This window comes from Thalassoroseus pseudoceratinae (genome assembly GCF_011634775.1).
GTDB classification, from domain to species: Bacteria; Planctomycetota; Planctomycetia; order Planctomycetales; family Planctomycetaceae; genus Thalassoroseus; species Thalassoroseus pseudoceratinae.
Genome location: NZ_JAALXT010000002.1, coordinates 838558 through 858274, shown reverse-complemented (window position 1 = coordinate 858274; position 19717 = coordinate 838558). Strand labels below are relative to the sequence as shown.

Here is a 19717-nt window from a genome sequence, read left to right as displayed (position 1 = left end):
GCTGAGTTCACTTTCAACAATAACTCGAAGTTCTAACTCGCATCGTGCTCACAAAATTAAGTCAATGAAGCAACTGTCACCAGCACCAGCTCTCTCCCCGAACGCCATAGATTGCGTATGCCCTGTGACATCAATTTCGCAAACTCAGACTAGCAGTATGCGGCTGTCCCAGAGGTCGCCTCTGATGACGCATTTTCTCTGGCGTCTGGATTGCGCCCCTTCGCGAACGACACGGTGCATGCGATATCTGGTGCTAGTACTTATCCTTGCTCTCAGCGGAATCGACGTTCGTCCCTTGGATGCCCAGGACAGCCGGTCGATGGATGCTCACCCCCTAAAAACGGCGGACACTTCCAGCCCCCGCGCGACATTGCGAAGTTTTATCGATGCCTGCAATGAGATTCTTCGCCGGTTTCGTGGAGAGGGTTTAAGTTTCCGTAGCGAAGCGGAACGCCGTGCCGTTCGCGGAAGGGCTTTGCGTTGTCTTGACCTAAGTGAGGTTCCAGAATCTGTACGAGTACATGTCGGCCAAGAGGCGGTGGTTTACCTCAAAGAAGTGCTGGATCGGATCGACTTACCTGCCGAAGATACTTGGCCAGATGCCAAGCAAGTTGTGGACGAGGGCATCGCTCGGTGGCGAGTCGCTGACACCGAAATCACGATTGCAAAAGTCAAAGACGGACCACGAGAAGGCGAGTTCTTGTTTACCGCAGAAACGGTGGAACGCGCAGCGGAATTCTACGAAGTGGTTCGAGAACTACCGTTTCGAAAAAGAGATGGAATCACCCCAGGCTTTTACCAATTCTACCTTTCGGAACCGGGTTGGTTGATTCCACGCTCGTGGGTCCGCTCGTTGCCAAGATGGGCACATGCCCGCTGGCTGGGGCAGGCCATTTGGCAGTGGACTTTGTTCGGCATCACTTTGTTTCTAGCAGCACTTCTGATTGCCACAATCTATTTGTTTGGTTACCGACGAGCCCGTTCACTACGGTCCAATGTTCTGCGATATGTCTTAACGCTCGGTTTTCCAATCGCCGCAACAATTGTCCCGCTGACGGCCAACTACTTCATTAGCGAGCACATCCGAATCAGCGGCACAGTCCAACTTGTGACGTCATACTCTCTGCGTCTAATTTTTTTGTTAACGCTCATTGTGATGCTGCTTGGTGCGGGAAGTCGAGTTGCGGCTCTTTTAATTGCTAGCCCGTGGATTGCGCCAAGGGGTTTAGACGCTCAACTGGTGCGACTAGTCTGTCGGGTTGCCAGTATTGCCGCTGCTGCAGTTGTCTTCTTAGAGGGTGGGCAGCAGTTTGGAATTCCGCTGACAACGCTGCTTGCTAGTGCCGGTGTGGGCGGGCTTGCAGTCGCGTTAGCTGCTCAAGACACTCTTAAGAATGTGTTCGGGAGTATCATGATCACGCTCGATAAACCCTATCAAGTCGGCGAGCGGATAGTCACGAAAGACTACGATGGTTTAGTCGAGGAAATTGGCCTGCGAAGCACGAAAATTCGATTGCTGACCGGGCACCAAGCTTCCATTCCGAACGAAGAAATGGCGAGAAGCGATATCGAGAACATCGGGCGTCGCCCCCACATTCGGCATGCAACAACCATTCAAATGCCTTCATGCACATCCGTCGCCAAGGTTAATCGTGCGTTAGAAATTGTTCGAGAAGCGGTAAAAGACCACGAGGGATTGAAGGAAGAACTCCCACCGCGGGTGTTCTTGCGAGATGTCAACGACGCCTCAATCGGCATTATTCTGATCTATTGGTATCACCCGCCCGACTACTGGGATTACTTAGCGGTCAACGAACGAATCAATCTGCAAATCATGGAACAGTTCGAGGCCGACCAAATCCCATTCGCAAGACCCGGACGAACGGTTCACATTGCTGAACCAAGCCCGACTAACGAATCAGATGCTCCCAAATAGTCCAACGCAATCTTAGAATTCACTGATTCCAAACGACTATCGATTATGGTTTCGGAGTCGCACGATTATTGAAGACGTCTTTCAATCGTTGAGACATCTCCTCTGTCCAGTCGTTTGGAGTCGTGACTGCATTCCAAGCATCTATGTAGCTCGATGGTGAATAGTTGTGGCCAAAACCGAGGGGGACTGATGTGGCCATTGGCATGTCATACGCCGCTTGGAGAAAGGTAACAATCGGGTACCACCGCAATTGAGGTGAAACGTCGGGCCCGCGTTTTCCAATCAACCAATCAGGTTGTCTCCAAGCAAGTTCTGGCGAAAACCAAACCATGGGATCACTTGCATATTGAATGTATGCGACACGCAACGGGCCCCAAGCCTTTTCCGGTTCCAACGCGTTCTTCTGTGACGTAAATCGCACAAGACGGCTGTCACGAAACTTGGGAAGCCAAATTGGACTGCCTTCGTTTCGAGTTCGAACAAGTTGCTGCCATCTCACACTCGGGAACGGTGTGCCACTAAACACAGCGCCTTGAATGGGGTCTTCGAAGATGGTGTAGACATCCGCTGAACCCTCTGCCCCTAGTGCACCGAGACTCAAACCGTGCACATACAACCGGGGGCGTGAGTCTCTCGGAAGTGTTTTCCAATAACTATAGATTTCATCGAACAATGCCGTTGCAGAATCTATGGAATGTTGAGGTTCGACCAACAATGTGATCCAACTTGGCAAGTACGAATACTGCATACTCACAATCGCCGTGTCACCTCGATGCATGTATTCCACGGTGTCAACAGCCGATGGATCCAGCCATCCGGTTCCTGTCGGTGTTGCGACAATCAGGACGGAGCGTTGAAATCCGCCGACACGTTTAAGTTCTTTTAATGCGAGTTCCGCCCGCTCCTCCATCGTCGATCGCGAACGCATGCCAACATAGACACGGATAGGACGCTTTGCGACTTTGTTATGAAAGTCCTCGATCTCTTGTTGGGTTGGTCGTTGGGTCAAGAACAACTTCCCTTGGCGTCCAATTGAGTCCCAGTCAATATAGGATTCTTCGCCTTCGGTGCTATCGAAATCACTCGGAGGTTGAATCCCTTCTTCAGTGATTTGATCTAACTCTGCAAAGAAGTTGTCTGCGGAACGAAGCAGCATCGCGGCAATTAAGTCGTTTGTGAGCAGCAGGACACAAATGCTTACAAAGCTAAAACTTAAAAACAACGCGATTCGGCGTGGTGCGAATTTTTCAGCAACTCGCGCGGCAATAATGTTGGCGGTGATAAACAGTCGCCCGAGGACCAAGAGAACAATCCCAACGATTAACGCGATGCCTATGACACGCATCGGGTACGCTGTCTCGTGTGGAGGCATTTCCATAAGTGTTCGGATGGAATTCTGCCAAGCCGTCATTTGCCATAGCGCGGTGACAGTCACAATGGCAACCAGGGCTGATGAGACGATCTTTGATATCCGCTGTGTCTTGGCTTGCGGTTCTGGTAGCGCAAGGAAACGGTAAAGTCCAACGACGAGCACACCGAATCCATACCCGACAGCCAACGACATGCCGGACAGAATGCCCTGAACAAGATAGTGTCTCGGCAACAGCGACGGCGTTACCGAAGCGGCGAAGAAGAGGACCGCGAAAAACAAACCCACGAAGGAGAACTTGTTCCACCAAGACGAAAGCCAGATCTTCATTCTCATACCCTCGTTGCAATGGCAGACGAATTCGACTCGTGACAAACCCAAAGGCCGTGTTTGAACACGGAAACTTAGTCAAGTCGCGATTGGAGAATAACGGTTAGTCGAGATGCGAAAACAGTCGCTGCGGGCCTCTTTGACCGACAGCGACCGATTGAGAAGATACTCTCGGAAGACATAACGGGACTACGGAATCGGACAGGGTGATGCATCCCAGATGTCGTCGGCGTAATCCAGAATTGTTCTGTCGCTCGAGAACTTTCCGGAGCAGGCGATATTGATAATTGCTTTTCGACTCCAAGCATCTTGATCGGCGTATAGTTCTCCGACCTGTTCTTGCGCTTCTGCGTAGGATGTGAGATCGGCAAGATGCATAAAGTAATCGCCGTTCATCAATGTCTGAAGAATCGGCTCAAACAAATCGGGCTCGTCAGGACTGAAGTGATTGCCAGAAATTCGATCCAAGACGGCTCGGACTTCCGGCTCATTTTCGTAGTGCCACTCGGGATTGTACCACCCCCGATTCTTGGCAACTTGGTCGGCGGTGAGCCCGAAGAGGAAGAAGTTTTCCTCACCGGCCTCTTCCGCCATTTCAATGGTGGCCCCGTCGCGTGTCCCGATCGTGAGTGCACCGTTCATCATGAACTTCATGTTGCCCGTGCCGCTAGCTTCGTAGCCGGCCGTCGAAATCTGCTCGGAGACATCACTCGCAGGGATGAGTTTTTCGGCCAGCGAAACATTATAGTTCGGCAGGAAGACGACTTTGATTTTCTCTCGCACTTGCGGATCGGCATCGATGACCGCAGCCACATTATTGATCAGCTTGATGATCAATTTGGCAAGCCAGTAGGCCGGTGCTGCTTTGCCAGCGAAGAAGAACGTCCGAGGCGGCATGCTCAGATTTGGGTTCTCTTTCAACCGGTTGTACAACAGGATGATATGCAGTGCATTGAGCAACTGCCGTTTGTATTCGTGAATCCTCTTGATTTGGCTATCGAAAATGGTCGTTGGATCGACGACGAGACCAGACCGATCCTTGAGCCATTCAGCGAATCGGTTCTTGGCAGCCTGCTTGGCCTTGCGGAACTGGCTGCGAAACTCGGCATCATCGGCTAGTGGCCGCAGACGGCTCAATTGCGAAAGTTCAGTGACCCAACCCTCGCCAATCTTTTCGGTGATGAGTCGTGCTAAATCCGGATTGCAACGCAATAGCCAACGTCGCGGGGTGACACCGTTGGTCTTGTTGTTGAAGCGTTCGGGAAACATATCTGCAAAGTCGGTGACCACGCGTGTGCGGAGCAAACCCGAGTGGATCTCCGCCACACCATTAATACTATGACTCCCGACGATTGCCAGATTCGCCATCCGCACGAGTCGATGTTCTCCCTCTTCAATCAGACTCATACGTTTGAGACGAGCGGCATCCTTGGGATATTGTTCTTTGACCGTTTGGAGAAATCGCTGATTAATCTCGTAGATGATTTCCAATAGCCGCGGGCAGGCCAATTCAAAGAATCTGGTCGGCCACTTTTCCAGTGCTTCCGGCAGCAACGTGTGATTGGTGTAAGCCAACGTGTTCGTCGTGATTTCCCAAGCCTCGTCCCAACCGAGTCCATTGTTATCAATCAAAATCCGCATTAGCTCAGCGACTGCCATGGCAGGGTGTGTGTCGTTGAGTTGGATCGCGGCTTTGTTTGGAAGATTCTTAAGGTCTTTGTTCGTCCGCTGGAAACAGGCGACGATGTCGGCGAGTGAACAACACACCAAGAAGTACTCTTGCACGAAACGAAGAGCCTGACCAGCTGTTGTCGAATCGTCTGGGTACAAGACGCGTGTCACCGATTCCGCCAGAATCCGTTCCACTACCGCCCCGACAAAATCCCCCGTGCTGAACTCACCGAAGTCGAACTCATCGGGCGAGGAAGCTCCCCAGAGTCTCAGGGTGTTGATCGTGCGACCACCATAGCCAACCACCGGCCGGTCGTACGGAACTCCGAGCAAATGCGATGAATGGCCTGCGACCGCTCGCAACTGTCCGTGATCCAGTTCAAACGTGCAACCGAGTGGAATGGTCACGACATCATTCGGACGCATGACTTCCCATGGGTCGGGTCGGGCCAACCAATGATCGGGGTGTTCGACCTGATAGCCGTTCTCGATCGACTGACGGAAAATACCGTACTCGTAACGCAGTCCATAACCGACCGCGGGTATCTGCAAGGTTGCCAGCGATTCGATGAAACAAGCGGCCAGACGGCCCAAACCACCGTTGCCGAGTCCCGCGTCGGGTTCGGTTTCGATGACTTCCGGCCAATCCTGGTGCGGGTCGGACTGCAATTCCTCTTGAACGAGCTCTTCCACCCCCAAGTTGATGATGTTGTTGACCAATGTGCGGCCGATCAGGAACTCCATCGACAGATAATACACCCGCTTGGGGTTCTCTTTGTCGTACGTTTCCTGGGTCAATAGCCATCGTTGGGTCAACAAATCTCGTAGTGAACACGCGACGGCTTCGAATCGTTCACGTTGGGTAGCGTTCTCGACATTCACGGCGTGATCGAAAACCAGGTGGCGGTCGTAAATCTCGCGGGCCATTCGATCGGTGAAGCGGAAGCCTCCGCATTCATACTGACGCAGCGAATCCTTCGTGGAGCGTTCATTCATGGGAATCCGACTCTCAATTAATCATCGAAATGGGCGGTAATCAACGGAACCGACGACGACGTGGCCGACAACGGCTTCGATCTCTGAAATAGCAGAAAACCATGACGGTTGCACGGCTTCTGTTGTACGTTTTCCCTGGAGAATAGCGTTTGCGGGGCTTCGCGTCTCTACAGATTCGAGAATTTCCGAAGTCGCGGTGGACGTACCGTTTCCGTCTGTCTCGGAAACAAAACGTCTACCTTCGAGCGTGGCTTGATCTTTGTATTCGCGTTTCGTGCAGTTCCTCGTCATTCACAATGACGGAGTAATCTTTCCGGAATACAACATCACGACGGAGCGGGCCCCGACGTGATAGTCGTCCGTCTCGACCGGTGCGGCCGTCTCCCAGGGAACGATATCTTCCGGAGAGTCTAACGATGTATCGATCCAACGTCGCCAGGGTTGATCGTCGGTGACGGCTGGCAATTCGACGATGTGTGATTCCCAATGGGAATTCAAGATCAGGTGCGCCAGGAAATCAACGCCCTGAAATTCCACCCCGATTGCCACCAAATGGGATGAATCACTCCAGTCGGGAGCGTGAAGTTTGATACCGTGCCAATCGTGCGGAGCGTTGGCGATGATATCGATGAGGCTAAAACGATTTTCTTCGTGTTCGATGTTCCGTAACGATCGCCGTGCAATGAGCAACTTCACGAACCGAAGTAGATCGGCACGAGACTCGACGAGCGACCAATCCAGCCAACTGATCTCGCTGTCTTGGCAGTAGGCGTTGTTGTTGCCACGCTGCGTGCGGCCGACTTCGTCTCCCATGAGAATCATCGGCAGCCCGAGTGAGAGCAGATTGACAGTCAGGAAGTTCTTCATCTGCTGATAGCGGAGTTTCAAGATAGCGGGGTCGTCTGTTTCCCCTTCGGTTCCACAATTCCAACTCCGGTTATCGTTCGTGCCATCTCGATTGTCTTCGTCGTTGGCTTCGTTGTGTTTTTCGTTGTAGGACACTAAGTCGTACAGGGTGAACCCGTCGTGACAGGTTACAAAATTCACACTTTGCTCGGCCTCACGGCCTTTGTGTCCGTAGATATCCGGGCTGCCGAGAAGACGATCGGCGATTTGCCGAACCGAACCGGGCGTACTCCGGAAGAAATCACGGACGTCATCCCGGAACCTCCCGTTCCATTCCTTCCAGCTGTCCCCGATGAAGCTACCGACTTGATACAACCCGGCTGCATCCCAGGCTTCGGCAAGCAACTTGGTTCCGGCCAACACGGGATCGGATTCAATATCCCAAAGAACCGGCGGGTTGGGTAACGGATTTCCCGTTGAATCGCGGGCGAGAATCGAGGCTAGATCAAATCGAAATCCATCCACATGCATTTCCGATACCCAGTATCGGAGACTATCCACAATCATTCGACGGACAATCGAATGGTTGGCGTTGAGTGTGTTTCCGCATCCGGAATAGTTCGCATACTCCGCGCCCGGGGAGTTCAAAATGTAGTAGGTCGGATTGTCGATCCCTCGGAAGGAAAGTGTGGGGCCATTCCGTTCGCCCTCGGCGGTATGATTGAAGACGACATCGAGAATCACTTCAATGCCTGCTCGATGCAGGGCCTTGACCATATCTCGGAATTCATTGACCGCGTCGCCAGGCTCCTGACGCGATGAATATGCCTGATGCGGCGAAAAGAACGAAACCGGTGCATACCCCCAGTAATTTGTTTTGCCAGGTGGACAATCTTGGGCGTCGAATTGGAACACCGGTAGCAATTCCACCGCAGTGATGCCCAACTCTTGGAGATAGGGAATCTTTTCGATGAGCCCCGCGTAGGTGCCGCGTTTTTCTTCACTTAAACCGGAGGATGAGTGTTGTGTGAATCCGCGAACGTGCATTTCATAAATGATTGTTCTGGCCGCGGGTAATCGCAGTGGCACGTCGTCTTCCCAATCGTAGTCATCTGAGTCAACCACGACATTCTTCATCGCATGTGCGGTTTGACCGACACGGCACAGCGCTTCGCGGTCGTACTCATCCGGCACGACCACCGCTCGCCCATAGGGATCAAGAAGAACTTTCGAAGAATCAAAGTGAAGACCACGGTCGGGGTTGTTGGGTCCTTCAAACCGGTAGCCGTAGAGTTGCCCTGCACCGATTCCCGGCACAAACGTGTGCCAGTAGTGGTAGGTTCGGTTTCGGATGGGATCGAGTCGGATGATTCGACTGGGAGACAAATCATTCGGCTGATCGAACAGGACAAGTTCCACTCTCGTTGCATGGCGGGAATAAATGCTGAAATTGACACCCCCGTCATTGAGTGTGGCTCCTAATGGATAACTATGCCCAAGAGGATTTTGAGTCACGGTTCCGCCTTCACGGCCGCGACGAATGTTCTTCGGGGCTCCACTGCTCTGAAATCCGAGGGGCTTTGACATGATGCGAGACACCGAATGTGAGAGAAATCAATGATTTCATACTTGAACAAGAGAACCGGCAGACCGCCAATCCTGCCTAATCAGCAGAGTCTAGCAAGTTTCCCGATGTGATTGTCCACGGAGTCGCGTAGCGTGACAACGCAGTTTCGGAGCGAGGCTTACCTAACAGGACATATCGTGCACTGGGTGACGAGTTTCGGTGAGATTGGACGAATGGACTGATCTCATCATTCTGCCTGGTCGAATCCTTTTAATGCTGTTTCTGCACCGCGGAGAATGTTTTTCAAAGGATTGAGAACATGCAAGCACCGCTTGCGCGAACGCGATTTCTTCCGCTGACGTTGATGCTCCTTACGATACTTGGGAGTTCCAACGCATTCGCGACCGAACCAGGACCTGCCACTCCGGTTCAGCCGCTGGAGCTTCAGTGCGGAGGCCCACGACACGCGGAACTCATGCAGGCGTTCCAGCAAGCTCAGCAGTTCGCGTATGCAGGGAATGACGAATGCGTGGACTATTTCTTCGCGACGGCGGTTCAATGTTGGGGTGAAGTCACAGAAGGGCTTTCTCAGGATCCGCCCCAGCTTTGGCGTGGGAGCATGCGACTCTACAACTCCGCCGTGGTGTCCAGTCTGATTTACGGCCAACACTTCGGTCGGCTCGATCTTCTTCAAGGGCTCAAGGTGCGTGTCGGAGAAGAGTGGTATACGGTTCCTGTCACCAAACGCGGCATGCCGTGGCGACTCGATCAGATCGATTGCCTTCGCACCGCTGGGACGTGTTTCGAGAATCCGCATTTTCTCCCGACCGTCCGCGTCGGACTTGGCGGCAGCCTTCTTGGAGTTCATTTCCGCCGTTCCGGCAACCCCGAAGACGAACGATTCTTCGACAAACAAGCTATTTCCATCACCGCATTGCTTTGTCCCAATGACGAGTCCGCGGACACGCCGTCGGCATGGCGATTTGAATTCAACAGCCCGATCAACGAGACCACCAAGGTCGTTCAGGGGTACCGGCTGGGATTGTCGCGAAATATCGCCGCCGCCGTTCAATTCGTTTTGAGCCAACTTGAAGCAGAAATGAATCCGATCAAGGCGTTCTTGCAACCGGAAATCGCGATGGACCACGAGGGGTTGTTGATGTGTCAACCATATCAACCCGGCAAGATTCCGTTGGTGCTCGTCCACGGTTTGCTTTCCAGCCCGACGACTTGGGGAACAATCCTCAACGATCTCCTTAATCAGCCAAAACTGATGGAACGCTACCAAATCTGGGTGTACTTGTATCCCACGAGCATGCCGTTCCTGGCGACCGCTGCGGATCTCCGGAAAGACTTGCGAAGCACGCTCTGTTATCTCGACCCCAACGGACGCGACCCGGCACTTCAAAATATGATCTTGATGGGGCACAGCATGGGTGGGTTGCTGTCGCGATTACAGGTCGTTCACAGCGGCCATATTCTTTGGAACTTGTTCGCCAAAGTGCCGTTTAGCGAACTCGAGGGAACTCCCCAACAAAAACAGAAAATCGCGGATTGGCTGTTCTTTGAACCACAACCATTCATCACACGCGTCGTTTTCATGTCTGTGCCACATAAGGGATCGGGAATGAGTCAGCGGTTGATAGGTTGTCTTGGGAAGCTCCTCGCTGGCCAACCACACGAGTCCGCCGAAGACTGGAAAGAAGTCCGAAGACTCAACAAAGACAATCTACGCCCTTACATTCCTCGCCGTCTGCCCAGCAGTGTGAGAGGGCTCTCACCACGAAGTCCCGGTCTGAAGGGCCTGAACATGCTTCCGTTCGCATCGCATGTGAAGTTGCACTCCATCATTGGAACGGGGGGATTAGAGCCATGTTTCCCGGGCGATGGCGTTGTGGCTGTTGATAGTGCACGAATCGGTGGTGTCGAAAGTGAGTTGTTCGTTGACGCGGGACATTCCAGCATCAAAGAACAACCAGAAACCCTCCGAGAAATCCATGCCATCCTCTGGTTGCATCTGAGGGAAAGCCCGCCGGACCTGTCCCCGATTCCCGAACAATTGGCTCCGACTCCCGATCAGCAATTCGACATCCTGCCACCTCTGCCAACACCGTGAACGAGACGAGAGTTGCGGACACACTTACCATTCGACGGCGTCCTAATTCGACGTCCCATGGCGACCGGTCACATCTCGAATTGCGCAGGAAATGAGGAGTCCTTGTTCGGTTTGCACGGGACTTAGACTGATTTCCGCGGGGAACACGTCTCCGTTCTTTCGACGCCCGTAAAGTTCCAATCCCGATGCCATTGGTCGACACTCCGGCTCTGAAATATACTTTCGGACATAAGCCGGATGTCGTTCTCGAACCTCCTCCGGAACCAGTGTTTCGATGGGTTGGCCGAGAAGTTCCTGACGGTCAAAACCGAACAGATGCTCAATCTGTGCGTTCACCAAAACGATCTGTCCTTGATCGTTGACGATCACCATGCCATCGGGAGCCGACTCGAGTAGTTCTTGGAACGTCTGCTCGGTTTGCTTGCGTTCCGTGATATCGCGACCGACCAGATAAATCGAACCCTCCCCGGCAATCAGGCTGGCATTCCACAAAATCCACCGATACGAACCATCGCGGCAGCGGCAACGATGTTCCACTTCGGTCAACGACTCGCCAGCCAAAATTCTCTTGAGATTGTTCGCCAACTGAGTTTGATCGTCCGGATGCAAAAGACTTCGAACCGTTTGACCTTCGAGTTCGGATGAAGTCCAACCGAGCACTTTTTCCCATGCCGGATTAGTTTGGCTCAGGGTTCCTTCGGCGTCGAGGATCGCCAGCAAATCTAGCGAGAGACTGAAGAATCGTTCGCGTTCCTGTTCGGTCCGTTTGCGGTCAGCTCGTTCCGCGATCCAATTTTGAATTTGCTCTGCCAGCTCGGTGGCCGACTCGGGGCGGGCTTTTCGATCTTTGGCCAAGCCCTGAAGACAAATCCGCTCCAACTCGGTTGGTAAATCCGGCACGATCTCGCTGGGTCTTTTCGGCGTATCATGGATCACCGCATCGAGGATTTTGACAATGCTCTTTCCCGTGAATGGCGGTTCGCCCGTTAGGATTTCATAAAGAATCGCCGCCAGGCCGTAAATGTCGGTGCGTTGGTCGATCCGATCAATGTGCCCTAACGCTTGTTCGGGAGCCATGTAAGCCGGCGTTCCCAGTTTCTCTCCTTGCATTGTCGCGTTGGACGGTGTCGGGTCGGCATCGTCGGTAATAATTGTCGCCCCGTATTCGTCATCCAAGACGGTCTCCACGAGAATCTCGTCAAGCCGTTTGGCCAACCCCCAGTCCAAGACAATCACCTCGCCAAAGTCGCCAACGACGACATTGTCTCCCTTGAGATCACGATGAATGACATTCCGCGAATGAGCATAAGCAATGGTTTGGCAGATGTTGATGAACATTCCGAGCAGTTTGATCAGCTCGCTCATCTGAAGCGTGTCGGCCTTCTTTCGCTCCGCATGATAGGCATTAACGACCTCCGTCAGCGTGCGTCCTTTGATGAAACGCATCGTGTAGTAACACCGACTTCCTTGTTCGTTAGCCCTGTAGTCGTACACAGGGACGATACCAGGATGTTCCAACTGAGCGGTGAGTTGAGCCTCGCGAAAAAACCGGTGACGATTCTTTTGAGACCGGGCCATATCGGTCTTGAGTTCCTTCAAGGCGATCTCTCGCTTGAGGATCTGATCCTCCGCAATCCAGACCTGACCAATCCCCCCCGTCGAATGCAAACCTTTCAAGGTGACTTTGTCGCTCGGTTCCTCGGGCGGTTCGATCGCAACGGTGGTTTTCCAGCGATCGTTGTCGGCCAGTTCCTGAATTGTCTCGATGATCGAATCGTTCTCGATGCCCGACAAAGCGGCTTTCACATCGTCGGGCATGCTGGCGAGTGATTTCCGAACGTCGCCTCCTTGTTTGTCGATTCGCCGTTTGAGCAGGTATTCCACGTGCTCGCGGTCTTCTTCATCGAGCCAACCTTGCTGCACGAGAATTTCCGCCAACGTGGACTCTTTGCGAGAAGACCACAACGTGCAAGCATCGACGAACTGACGCATATCGATCAGATCGCATTGCATGGCAATGACGCCGAACAACAAATTCTTGTCCGCCTCGAAGTTCGTCATTGCGTGGCATCTTTCTTTGCGGATTGGGGGGCCAAGTTGAGACACAACTCTTGTAGAAATAGGAACACGATGTCACCGAGGATTTCAAGTTCCAGAACAGGACCGGTTCCCGCCCCGGAAGAGTCCTTACGACTCGCATTCTCAACGGACATTGAAGGGACATCGCGCGTCGATTTGGGAGTGTCTCTGAATCACCAAACATGCTGGACTTGCGACATTCCAAAGTGTACTCTAACGAACCTATCACAGTGAGGGGAAATCGACTTTCCCTTCACCGAAAATTGTTCGTGGACCTCCAGCCTACCCAGCAACCATGTGATAGAATAGAGCCCCTTGCCTCTTTCGTGAGTTTGTTTGACGCAACTTGCCATTGAGACGACTGAGATCAAGATTCCTGTCGCTTCGGTACGCCGTCTCACACGAGCGGTGGTGGAGCCAGTCAGGCTCATCAAAAATTAACTAAGAATCATTCAGGACCTGTGCCGAATATGATGCCCATTTCTCTGCGGAGTCAACTATGCACGAGCGTCTAAGAATGGCCTGTGTCTTACTCGCCGTCGCGGTGCATGCGGGGTGTGGGGAGACGGAAACCACCACTGAACCGGTGCGACCCGTCCGCGCAATCAAGGTGGGAGACCTGAAATCCATTGGTGGCCGAGAATTCCCTGGACGAGCATCCGCCAAGAACGAAGTCGAACTCTCGTTTCAAGTCGCTGGGCTTCTGGCATCGCTCCCTGTCGATGTCGGAAGCGATGTGAACAAAGGCGACGTCATCGGTACCCTTGACCCACGCGACTTCGAAACAGCCCTGGCGAGCGCACAAGCGACGTTGGCCCAAGCCCGTGCGAACCTGACGGCCATGGAAACCGGTGCTCGACCGGAAGAACTCGAACAACTCAAGGCAACCGTTTCCGAAGCCGAAGCGACCTATAAACAGGCATTGGTCGACTATCAGCGAACCGAAAAACTCTTCGCCAGAGGAGCAGCCACCCAACAAGAAATCGATGTGGCCGTTGCTCGCCGTGACCGAACATCCGCGCAATTGGTTAAAGCCAAAGAAGATCTCAACATTGGGATGAAAGGCGCGCGGGAAGAAGATCTGGAGGCCAAACGGTCCGAGATTCGCGCTTTGGAAGCCGCCGTGGCGAATGCCAAGAACCAACTCCAATACACGGTGCTCAAAGCACCGTTCGATGGCGAAATCGCCGCCCGATATGTCGATAACTTTCAGACCGTCGTGGAAAAGCAACCGGTGGTCCGACTGTTGGATGTCGCCACGATCGAGGTCACAATCCAAATTCCCGAAAGCATCATTCCGCTTGTCCCATTGGTCAAACAAGTGAGTTGTTTTTTCGATGTCTTCGGTGATCGGGAGTTTGTTGGTCGCGTGACGAAAGTTGGTAGCGAAGCCTCACGCACCACACGCACATATCCCGTTACGATTGAGATCGATCAACCCGAGGACGTGCGAATTCTACCGGGCATGGCTGCCAAGGTCCGGAACAAACCCGACGAAAATGAAGTCGTGGAAGAGGCGGGATTGATTGTCCCACCATCCGCTGTCTCCGCTGGTGAGGATGGGCAAAAGAGCTTTGTTTGGGTCGTCAGCGAGGCCGACAAAACGGTCACACGTCGGGAAGTTGAACTCGGCGAACTCACGCCGGTCGGGCTGTCTGTCTCCAAAGGACTCAAACGTGGGGAATGGGTCGTGACCGCTGGCGTGAACACCCTGCGTGAAAATCAGCAAGTGAAGATTTTCCAAGACGGGGGACGCTAACGCGATGAATTTAACAGCGTTGGCCATTGAAAAACGTGCCGTCACCTATTTCGCGATCTTGCTGGTCGTGGCTGGCGGAATCTTCAGCTATTTCCAGCTTGGCCAATTGGAAGATCCGGAATTCTCCGTCAAAACAGCGGTGATCACGACGACGTATCCCGGTGCGAGTGCCGAGCAAGTCGAACTCGAGATCACCGACCGGCTCGAAACCAAATTGCAGGAGATGGTCGAACTCAAGAACGTCTATTCCAACTCCCGCGCGGGGCTGTCGATCATCAAAGTCGACATCAAAAGCAATTATTGGTCGGATCGGTTGCCGCAAGTTTGGGATGTGTTGCGAAAGAAGGTCGCGGATGTCGAACCGACGCTGCCTCCCGGTGCCGGCAAACCTAAGATCGGTGATGACTTTGGCTATGTCTTCGGCTTTCTCTTGGCGGTCAGCAGTGATGGCTTCAGTTATGCGGAGTTGGAACAGTACGTCAAAGACATGCGGAAGGAGTTGAGCGTTGTTTCAGGCGTGGCTCGCGTCGATCTATGGGGCGTTCAAGACAAACGAATTTTCATTGATGTCTCGAGTGCTCAGCTCGCGGCCCTCGGTCTGACGCCCGAACAGATCATGACCACACTGCAATCGCAGAACCTGGTCGTCGATGCGGGTCGCGTGGACTACTATTCCCAACGACTCCGAGTCGCTCCGACGGGCGAATTCCAATCCCCCGAAGACATCGGCAATCTAGCCATCACCAGCAAAGTCAATGGCCAGGATGAATTGATTCGCATCCGCGACTTTGCCAACGTCCGAGTTGGCTATGTGGATCCGCCGGTTCAACTACTTCGGCAGAACGGTCGACAAGCGATCGCCATGGCGTTGGCTCCGGGCGCAGGCGAAAACATCGTCCAAGTCGGTCAAGCGATCGACCAGCGAATCAACGAGCTCGTCGCCGAACTGCCGGTGGGGATCAACGTCGAGCGGATTTCCTGGCAGTCCGACCAGGTGAGCGAATCGATTCGGGCCTTCATGGTCAGTCTTCTTGAGGCTGTTGCCATCGTTCTGATTTTGCTCGCGATCACGATGGGCGTGCGAGCCGGAATCATCATCGGAATTAGCGGTCTGGTGTTCCCGATTCTAGGGACGTTCGTGGTCATGGCCATTATGGGGATCGACCTGCACCGTATTTCACTCGGAGCATTGATCATTGCGATGGGTATGATGGTCGACAATGCGATCGTCGTGACCGATGGCATCATGGTTCGGATTTCTCAAGGAATGGATCGCGAAAAGGCGGCCATCGAAGCCGCCAGCGGACCGGCGTGGCCACTTCTTGGTGCGACGGTCGTGGCGTGCATGGCGTTTTATCCGATTTTTGCCTCGAGTTATGACACCGGAGAATACGCCGGTAGCTTGTTTACAGTCGTCGCGATTTCCCTGTTTCTGAGCTGGGTTTTCTGTCAGACCGTCGGACCGATTCTGTGCATCGCGATGTTGCCTGCTCCCAAACCGGGGCAGACGGAAACCGATCCGTATCAAGGATCGTTCTATCAACGCTTTCGCGGCTTATTGTCTTTGACAATTCGGTTCCGCGTGCTGTTTCTCGGCGGCATGGTGGCTTTGCTTTTAGTCTCCGTAGCGGGATTTCGTTTTGTCCCGCAGTTGTACTTTCCGGATTCCAGCCGCCAGCAAATCATGATTGATTATTGGGCGCCGCAGGGAACGCGAATTCAACAAACCAGTGCCGATCTTCGGCGGATCGAGGAATTTGTTCAGAAGCACGATTCGACGGCGTCCGTTAGCGCGTTTATCGGCAAAGGCCCGCCACGGTTCTATCTGCCAGTGAGCGCGGAAGACCCCTACTCCTCGTATGCTCAGATCATCGTCAACACGAAGTCACTCGATGGTGTCAACAAGTTGGTGGAAGACACGGATGCTTGGGTTCAAGAGAATGTGCCCGAGGCGATGGTTCGCGTTCGCAAGTACGCGGTTGGAGCGTTTGACGACTGGAAAATCGAAGCTCGTTTCAGCGGACCGGCGGTTGCCGATCCCGCAACACTAAGACGATTGGCCGAGCAAGGTGCGGACATCCTCCGCGATTCCCCGTACGCCAAGGAAGTTCGTGTCAACTGGCGAGAACGTGTTCAAGCGGTCGTCCCGGAATTCAATGAGGAACGTGCCCGTTGGGCTGGCGTCTCGCGGGACGATCTCGCACGGGTGATGCGTCGCGCGACCGACGGTGTCGTGGTTGGCCAGTACCGGCAACAAGATGATTTAATTCCAATCGTTGCCAGAAACATTGATGCCGAAAGGCAGAATGCGGCGTCCTCACTCGATGAGTTGCAAATCACACCGAAGTTGTCCAGCCAATCGGTTCCGGTGTTGCAAGTGATCGATGGTGTGGTAACGCCGTGGGAAGATCCGATCATTTGGCGATGGGACCGCCGACGGGCAATCACGGTGCAATGTTCTCCAAACAACGTCACGGCCCCCACGTTGCGAAACTCCGTGCTGAAGCAATTCGAGGACATCGAACTACCGCCGGGCTACCGACTCGACTGGGACGGTGAGTATTGGAGTGCGAAACAATCCCAAGAAGCACTCGTCCCGGGAATCGTCCCGGCGTTGGTCGTGATGTTGTTCATCCTCGTGGCTTTGTTCAACAGCTTTCGACCGATGTTGATTTGCTTCATGGTGATCCCGTTCGTGATGATCGGTATCACCAGTGGATTGCTCATGACGAACACGCCATTCGGATTTATTGCCCTCTTGGGAGCGATGAGTCTGTCTGGGATGATGATTAAGAACGTCGTCGTTTTGCTGGACGAAGTGAACTCGAACCTGGCTAAGAATATGTCGCCGTACAATGCGGTCGTCGAAGCGGCCGTCTCCCGTTTGAATCCCGTCGTCAATGCAGCGGGAACGACCGTCCTGGGTGTGCTGCCGATGTTGCAGGATGTCTTCTGGGTGGCACTTGCGGTCACGATTTTCTTCGGCCTGATTGCCGGCACATTGCTGACGATGGTGATGGTGCCAACACTTTACAGCTTGCTGTACCGCATTCCGTGGCAGAAGAACGCTCCCTCTGATTCACCAGGACAGACCACAGCTTGATGAAATGAGGCGTCATGCTCAATGATCTCACGTTTTACACGCACATTCTGTCTATTGTCGGCGACATCATCAAAGTTCGCGCGAAGCAGGCTGGGCTTGGTGATCTGGCGGTGGTGGAGAATTGGGATGGCGAACGTTCGCTAGCCCAGGTGATCGCCATCCACAGAGACGAAGTATCCCTTCAAGTCTTCACCGGTGGCAAGGGACTGTCGACCGAAGCGCGGATTCAATTCTTGGGTCATCCATCACAAGTCACGTTTTCCGAGAACATCTTGGGACGCGTCTTCAATGGTGCGGGCGAGCCAACGGATGGTGGTCCTTCACTCCAGGGAGACCCGCGAGTCGAAATCGGGGGACCATCGGTCAATCCCGTCATGCGGATTGTTCCAAAACGCATGATCGAGACCAAAGTCCCCATGATCGATGTGTTCAACTCGCTGGTGGAAAGCCAAAAGATCCCCATCTTTTCCGTCGCGGGGGAACCGTATAACCAATTGCTGGCACGCATCGGAATTCAGGCCGACGCGGAAATCATTGTGTTTGGTGGCATGGGCCTCGTGTTCGATGACTACCACTTCTTCCGCACGACATTCGAGGAAGAGGGCGTGTTTCCACGAACGGTTATGTTCGTCAATCAAGCCTCCGACCCGATCGTCGAACGCATGTTAGTTCCGGACATGGCCTTGAAAGTCGCGGAGCGATTTGCTGTCGAGCAGAAGAAACGTGTGCTGGTACTACTCACCGATATGACGGCCTATGCGGATGCACTCAAAGAGATTGGCGTCTCGATGGAACGTGTGCCAGCTACGCGGGGGTACATGGGCGATCTCTACAGCCAACTCGCTTTGCGATACGAACGCGCTTGCGACTATCGCGGAGCCGGATCGGTGACAATTCTTACCGTCACCACCATGCCCGGTGATGATGTCACCCACCCCGTTCCCGATAACACCGGCTACATCACCGAGGGTCAGTTTTATCTGCACGATGGCATGATCGACCCCTTCGGTTCGTTGTCGCGACTCAAACAACAGGTGGTTGGCAAAACCACACGGGACGATCATGGCCAACTCATGAATACCATGATCCGTCTCTATTCCGGAGCCCGAGAAGCCGAGAAGAAACAAGCGATGGCGTTTGACTTGTCGCCGTTCGATCACAAGTTGCTCACCTACGGAAAGATCTTTCGACAGCGATTCATGGAGATCGACGTTTCGCTCCCCTTGGTGGATGCCCTTGACCTTGGCTGGCAGACACTAGCGGAATGCTTCCAACCGGAAGAACTGCTGATGAAGCAGGAACTGATCGACAAATACTATCCCGCTAACGTGGGAGACTCGAAAACTTGAGACTCGCCTTAAACAAGAACTCTCTCAAACAGCAACAAGACCAGTTGGGCATGTTTCGAAAGTTCTTGCCCTCGCTGGATTTGAAACGCCAACAACTTCAAGCGGCTTGGAAAGACGCCCGGACGGAGTTGGCACGGTTGGAAGCCAACGAGGTTGAGTACCGCCATTCGTTGGAACCGCTCCTGTCGCTGTTAGGAAGTTCCACCCTGCAAACTCAGGACTTGTCGCGTCTTGTGCAGGTTCGGAATGTTGTGATCGAAGAAGAAAACATCGTGGGTGCTCGTGTGCCGGTCGTTAGGGAAATCGAGTTTGAACGAACCCCCTACTCCACTTTGACGTTTCCGTTCTGGGTCGATCAACTGGTCGAAAGTTTGGAGAACCTGGCCCGGTTGCGGGTTGAGTTGCAAGCCCAACAAACGCTAGTCGAACGGTTGGAACAAGCCGCCCGCAAAATTACCCAGCGAGTCAACCTTTTTGAAAAAGTGCTGATTCCCAACGCATTAGAAAACATCAAACGGATTCGCATCGCATTGTCCGATGAAGAACGAGCGGCGGTGGTCCGGTCGAAACTCGCCAAACAAAAGAATCGTAACTGA

General features: G+C 53.4%; 11 protein-coding genes. 6 read left to right on the top strand and 5 right to left on the bottom strand.

All coding sequences use genetic code 11. From position 1 onward, the window contains the following. Nucleotides 1–238 precede the first annotated feature (238 nt). Nucleotides 239–1936: a mechanosensitive ion channel family protein gene (locus G6R38_RS08920; RefSeq protein ID WP_166823085.1), complete on the top strand. Its 1698-nt coding sequence runs from the start codon at nt 239–241 to the stop codon at nt 1934–1936. A 43-nt stretch (nt 1937–1979) separates the two neighbouring features. Here G6R38_RS08920 and G6R38_RS08915 read toward each other — a convergent pair whose 3' ends face one another. From G6R38_RS08915 to glgX, 3 genes are all read right to left on the bottom strand, one after another. Further along, nucleotides 1980–3635: an alpha/beta hydrolase gene (locus tag G6R38_RS08915; RefSeq protein ID WP_206028514.1), complete on the bottom strand. Its 1656-nt coding sequence runs from the start codon at nt 3633–3635 to the stop codon at nt 1980–1982. A 189-nt stretch (nt 3636–3824) separates the two neighbouring features. Beyond that, nucleotides 3825–6302, bottom strand: a complete 2478-nt coding sequence (locus G6R38_RS08910) for a glycogen/starch/alpha-glucan phosphorylase (protein WP_166823079.1) — start codon at nt 6300–6302, stop codon at nt 3825–3827. Nucleotides 6303–6593: 291 nt separating this feature from the next. Next, nucleotides 6594–8735 (bottom strand): glycogen debranching protein GlgX, encoded by a 2142-nt coding sequence (gene glgX / locus G6R38_RS08905; protein ID WP_166823076.1) that lies wholly within the window; start codon nt 8733–8735, stop codon nt 6594–6596. A gap of 299 nt (nt 8736–9034) precedes the next feature. Here glgX and G6R38_RS08900 point away from each other — a divergent pair, with 299 nt between their 5' ends. After that, entirely contained in the window at nt 9035–10831 is a 1797-nt protein-coding gene (locus G6R38_RS08900; protein WP_166823073.1) for an esterase/lipase family protein, read from the top strand. Between the two features lie 42 nt (nt 10832–10873). Here G6R38_RS08900 and G6R38_RS08895 read toward each other — a convergent pair whose 3' ends face one another. Further along, on the bottom strand, nt 10874–12892 hold the full coding sequence (locus tag G6R38_RS08895) for a PAS domain S-box protein (protein ID WP_166823070.1): 2019 nt from the start codon (nt 12890–12892) through the stop codon (nt 10874–10876). After that, nucleotides 12889–13044 carry a hypothetical protein gene (locus G6R38_RS08890; RefSeq protein WP_166823067.1) on the bottom strand — a complete coding sequence of 52 codons (156 nt, stop codon included), beginning with the start codon at nt 13042–13044 and terminating at the stop codon, nt 12889–12891. The genes G6R38_RS08895 and G6R38_RS08890 overlap by 4 nt, the downstream gene beginning before the upstream one ends. Before the next feature lie 365 nt (nt 13045–13409). On the opposite strand from G6R38_RS08890, the gene G6R38_RS08885 reads away from it, so the two are divergent. Genes G6R38_RS08885 through G6R38_RS08870 form a run of 4 tightly spaced genes read left to right on the top strand, consistent with a single transcriptional unit; the run spans nt 13410 to nt 19717 of the window. Further along, on the top strand, nt 13410–14669 hold the full coding sequence (locus tag G6R38_RS08885) for an efflux RND transporter periplasmic adaptor subunit (protein WP_166823064.1): 1260 nt from the start codon (nt 13410–13412) through the stop codon (nt 14667–14669). 4 nt (nt 14670–14673) lie between these two features. Continuing rightward, entirely contained in the window at nt 14674–17772 is a 3099-nt protein-coding gene (locus tag G6R38_RS08880) for an efflux RND transporter permease subunit (RefSeq protein WP_166823061.1), read from the top strand. Nucleotides 17773–17786: 14 nt separating this feature from the next. After that, nucleotides 17787–19121, top strand: coding sequence for a V-type ATP synthase subunit B (locus tag G6R38_RS08875; protein WP_166823058.1), 1335 nt, complete (start codon nt 17787–17789; stop codon nt 19119–19121). Next, complete coding sequence (locus G6R38_RS08870) at nt 19118–19717, top strand: V-type ATP synthase subunit D (protein WP_166823055.1); 600 nt, start codon at nt 19118–19120, stop codon at nt 19715–19717. The genes G6R38_RS08875 and G6R38_RS08870 overlap by 4 nt, the downstream gene beginning before the upstream one ends.

What these genes read in the sequence shown, in the direction of transcription:
- G6R38_RS08920 (WP_166823085.1), top strand. Translation starts at nt 239, where the DNA reads ATGCGATATCTGGTGCTAGTACTTATCCTTGCTCTCAGCGGAATCGAC.
- glgX (WP_166823076.1), bottom strand. Translation starts at nt 8,735, where the DNA reads ATGTCAAAGCCCCTCGGATTTCAGAGCAGTGGAGCCCCGAAGAACATT.
- G6R38_RS08895 (WP_166823070.1), bottom strand. Translation starts at nt 12,892, where the DNA reads ATGACGAACTTCGAGGCGGACAAGAATTTGTTGTTCGGCGTCATTGCC.
- G6R38_RS08875 (WP_166823058.1), top strand. Translation starts at nt 17,787, where the DNA reads ATGCTCAATGATCTCACGTTTTACACGCACATTCTGTCTATTGTCGGC.
- G6R38_RS08885 (WP_166823064.1), top strand. Translation starts at nt 13,410, where the DNA reads ATGCACGAGCGTCTAAGAATGGCCTGTGTCTTACTCGCCGTCGCGGTG.
- G6R38_RS08915 (WP_206028514.1), bottom strand. Translation starts at nt 3,635, where the DNA reads ATGAAGATCTGGCTTTCGTCTTGGTGGAACAAGTTCTCCTTCGTGGGT.
- G6R38_RS08900 (WP_166823073.1), top strand. Translation starts at nt 9,035, where the DNA reads ATGCAAGCACCGCTTGCGCGAACGCGATTTCTTCCGCTGACGTTGATG.
- G6R38_RS08890 (WP_166823067.1), bottom strand. Translation starts at nt 13,044, where the DNA reads ATGTCCGTTGAGAATGCGAGTCGTAAGGACTCTTCCGGGGCGGGAACC.
- G6R38_RS08910 (WP_166823079.1), bottom strand. Translation starts at nt 6,302, where the DNA reads ATGAATGAACGCTCCACGAAGGATTCGCTGCGTCAGTATGAATGCGGA.
- G6R38_RS08880 (WP_166823061.1), top strand. Translation starts at nt 14,674, where the DNA reads ATGAATTTAACAGCGTTGGCCATTGAAAAACGTGCCGTCACCTATTTC.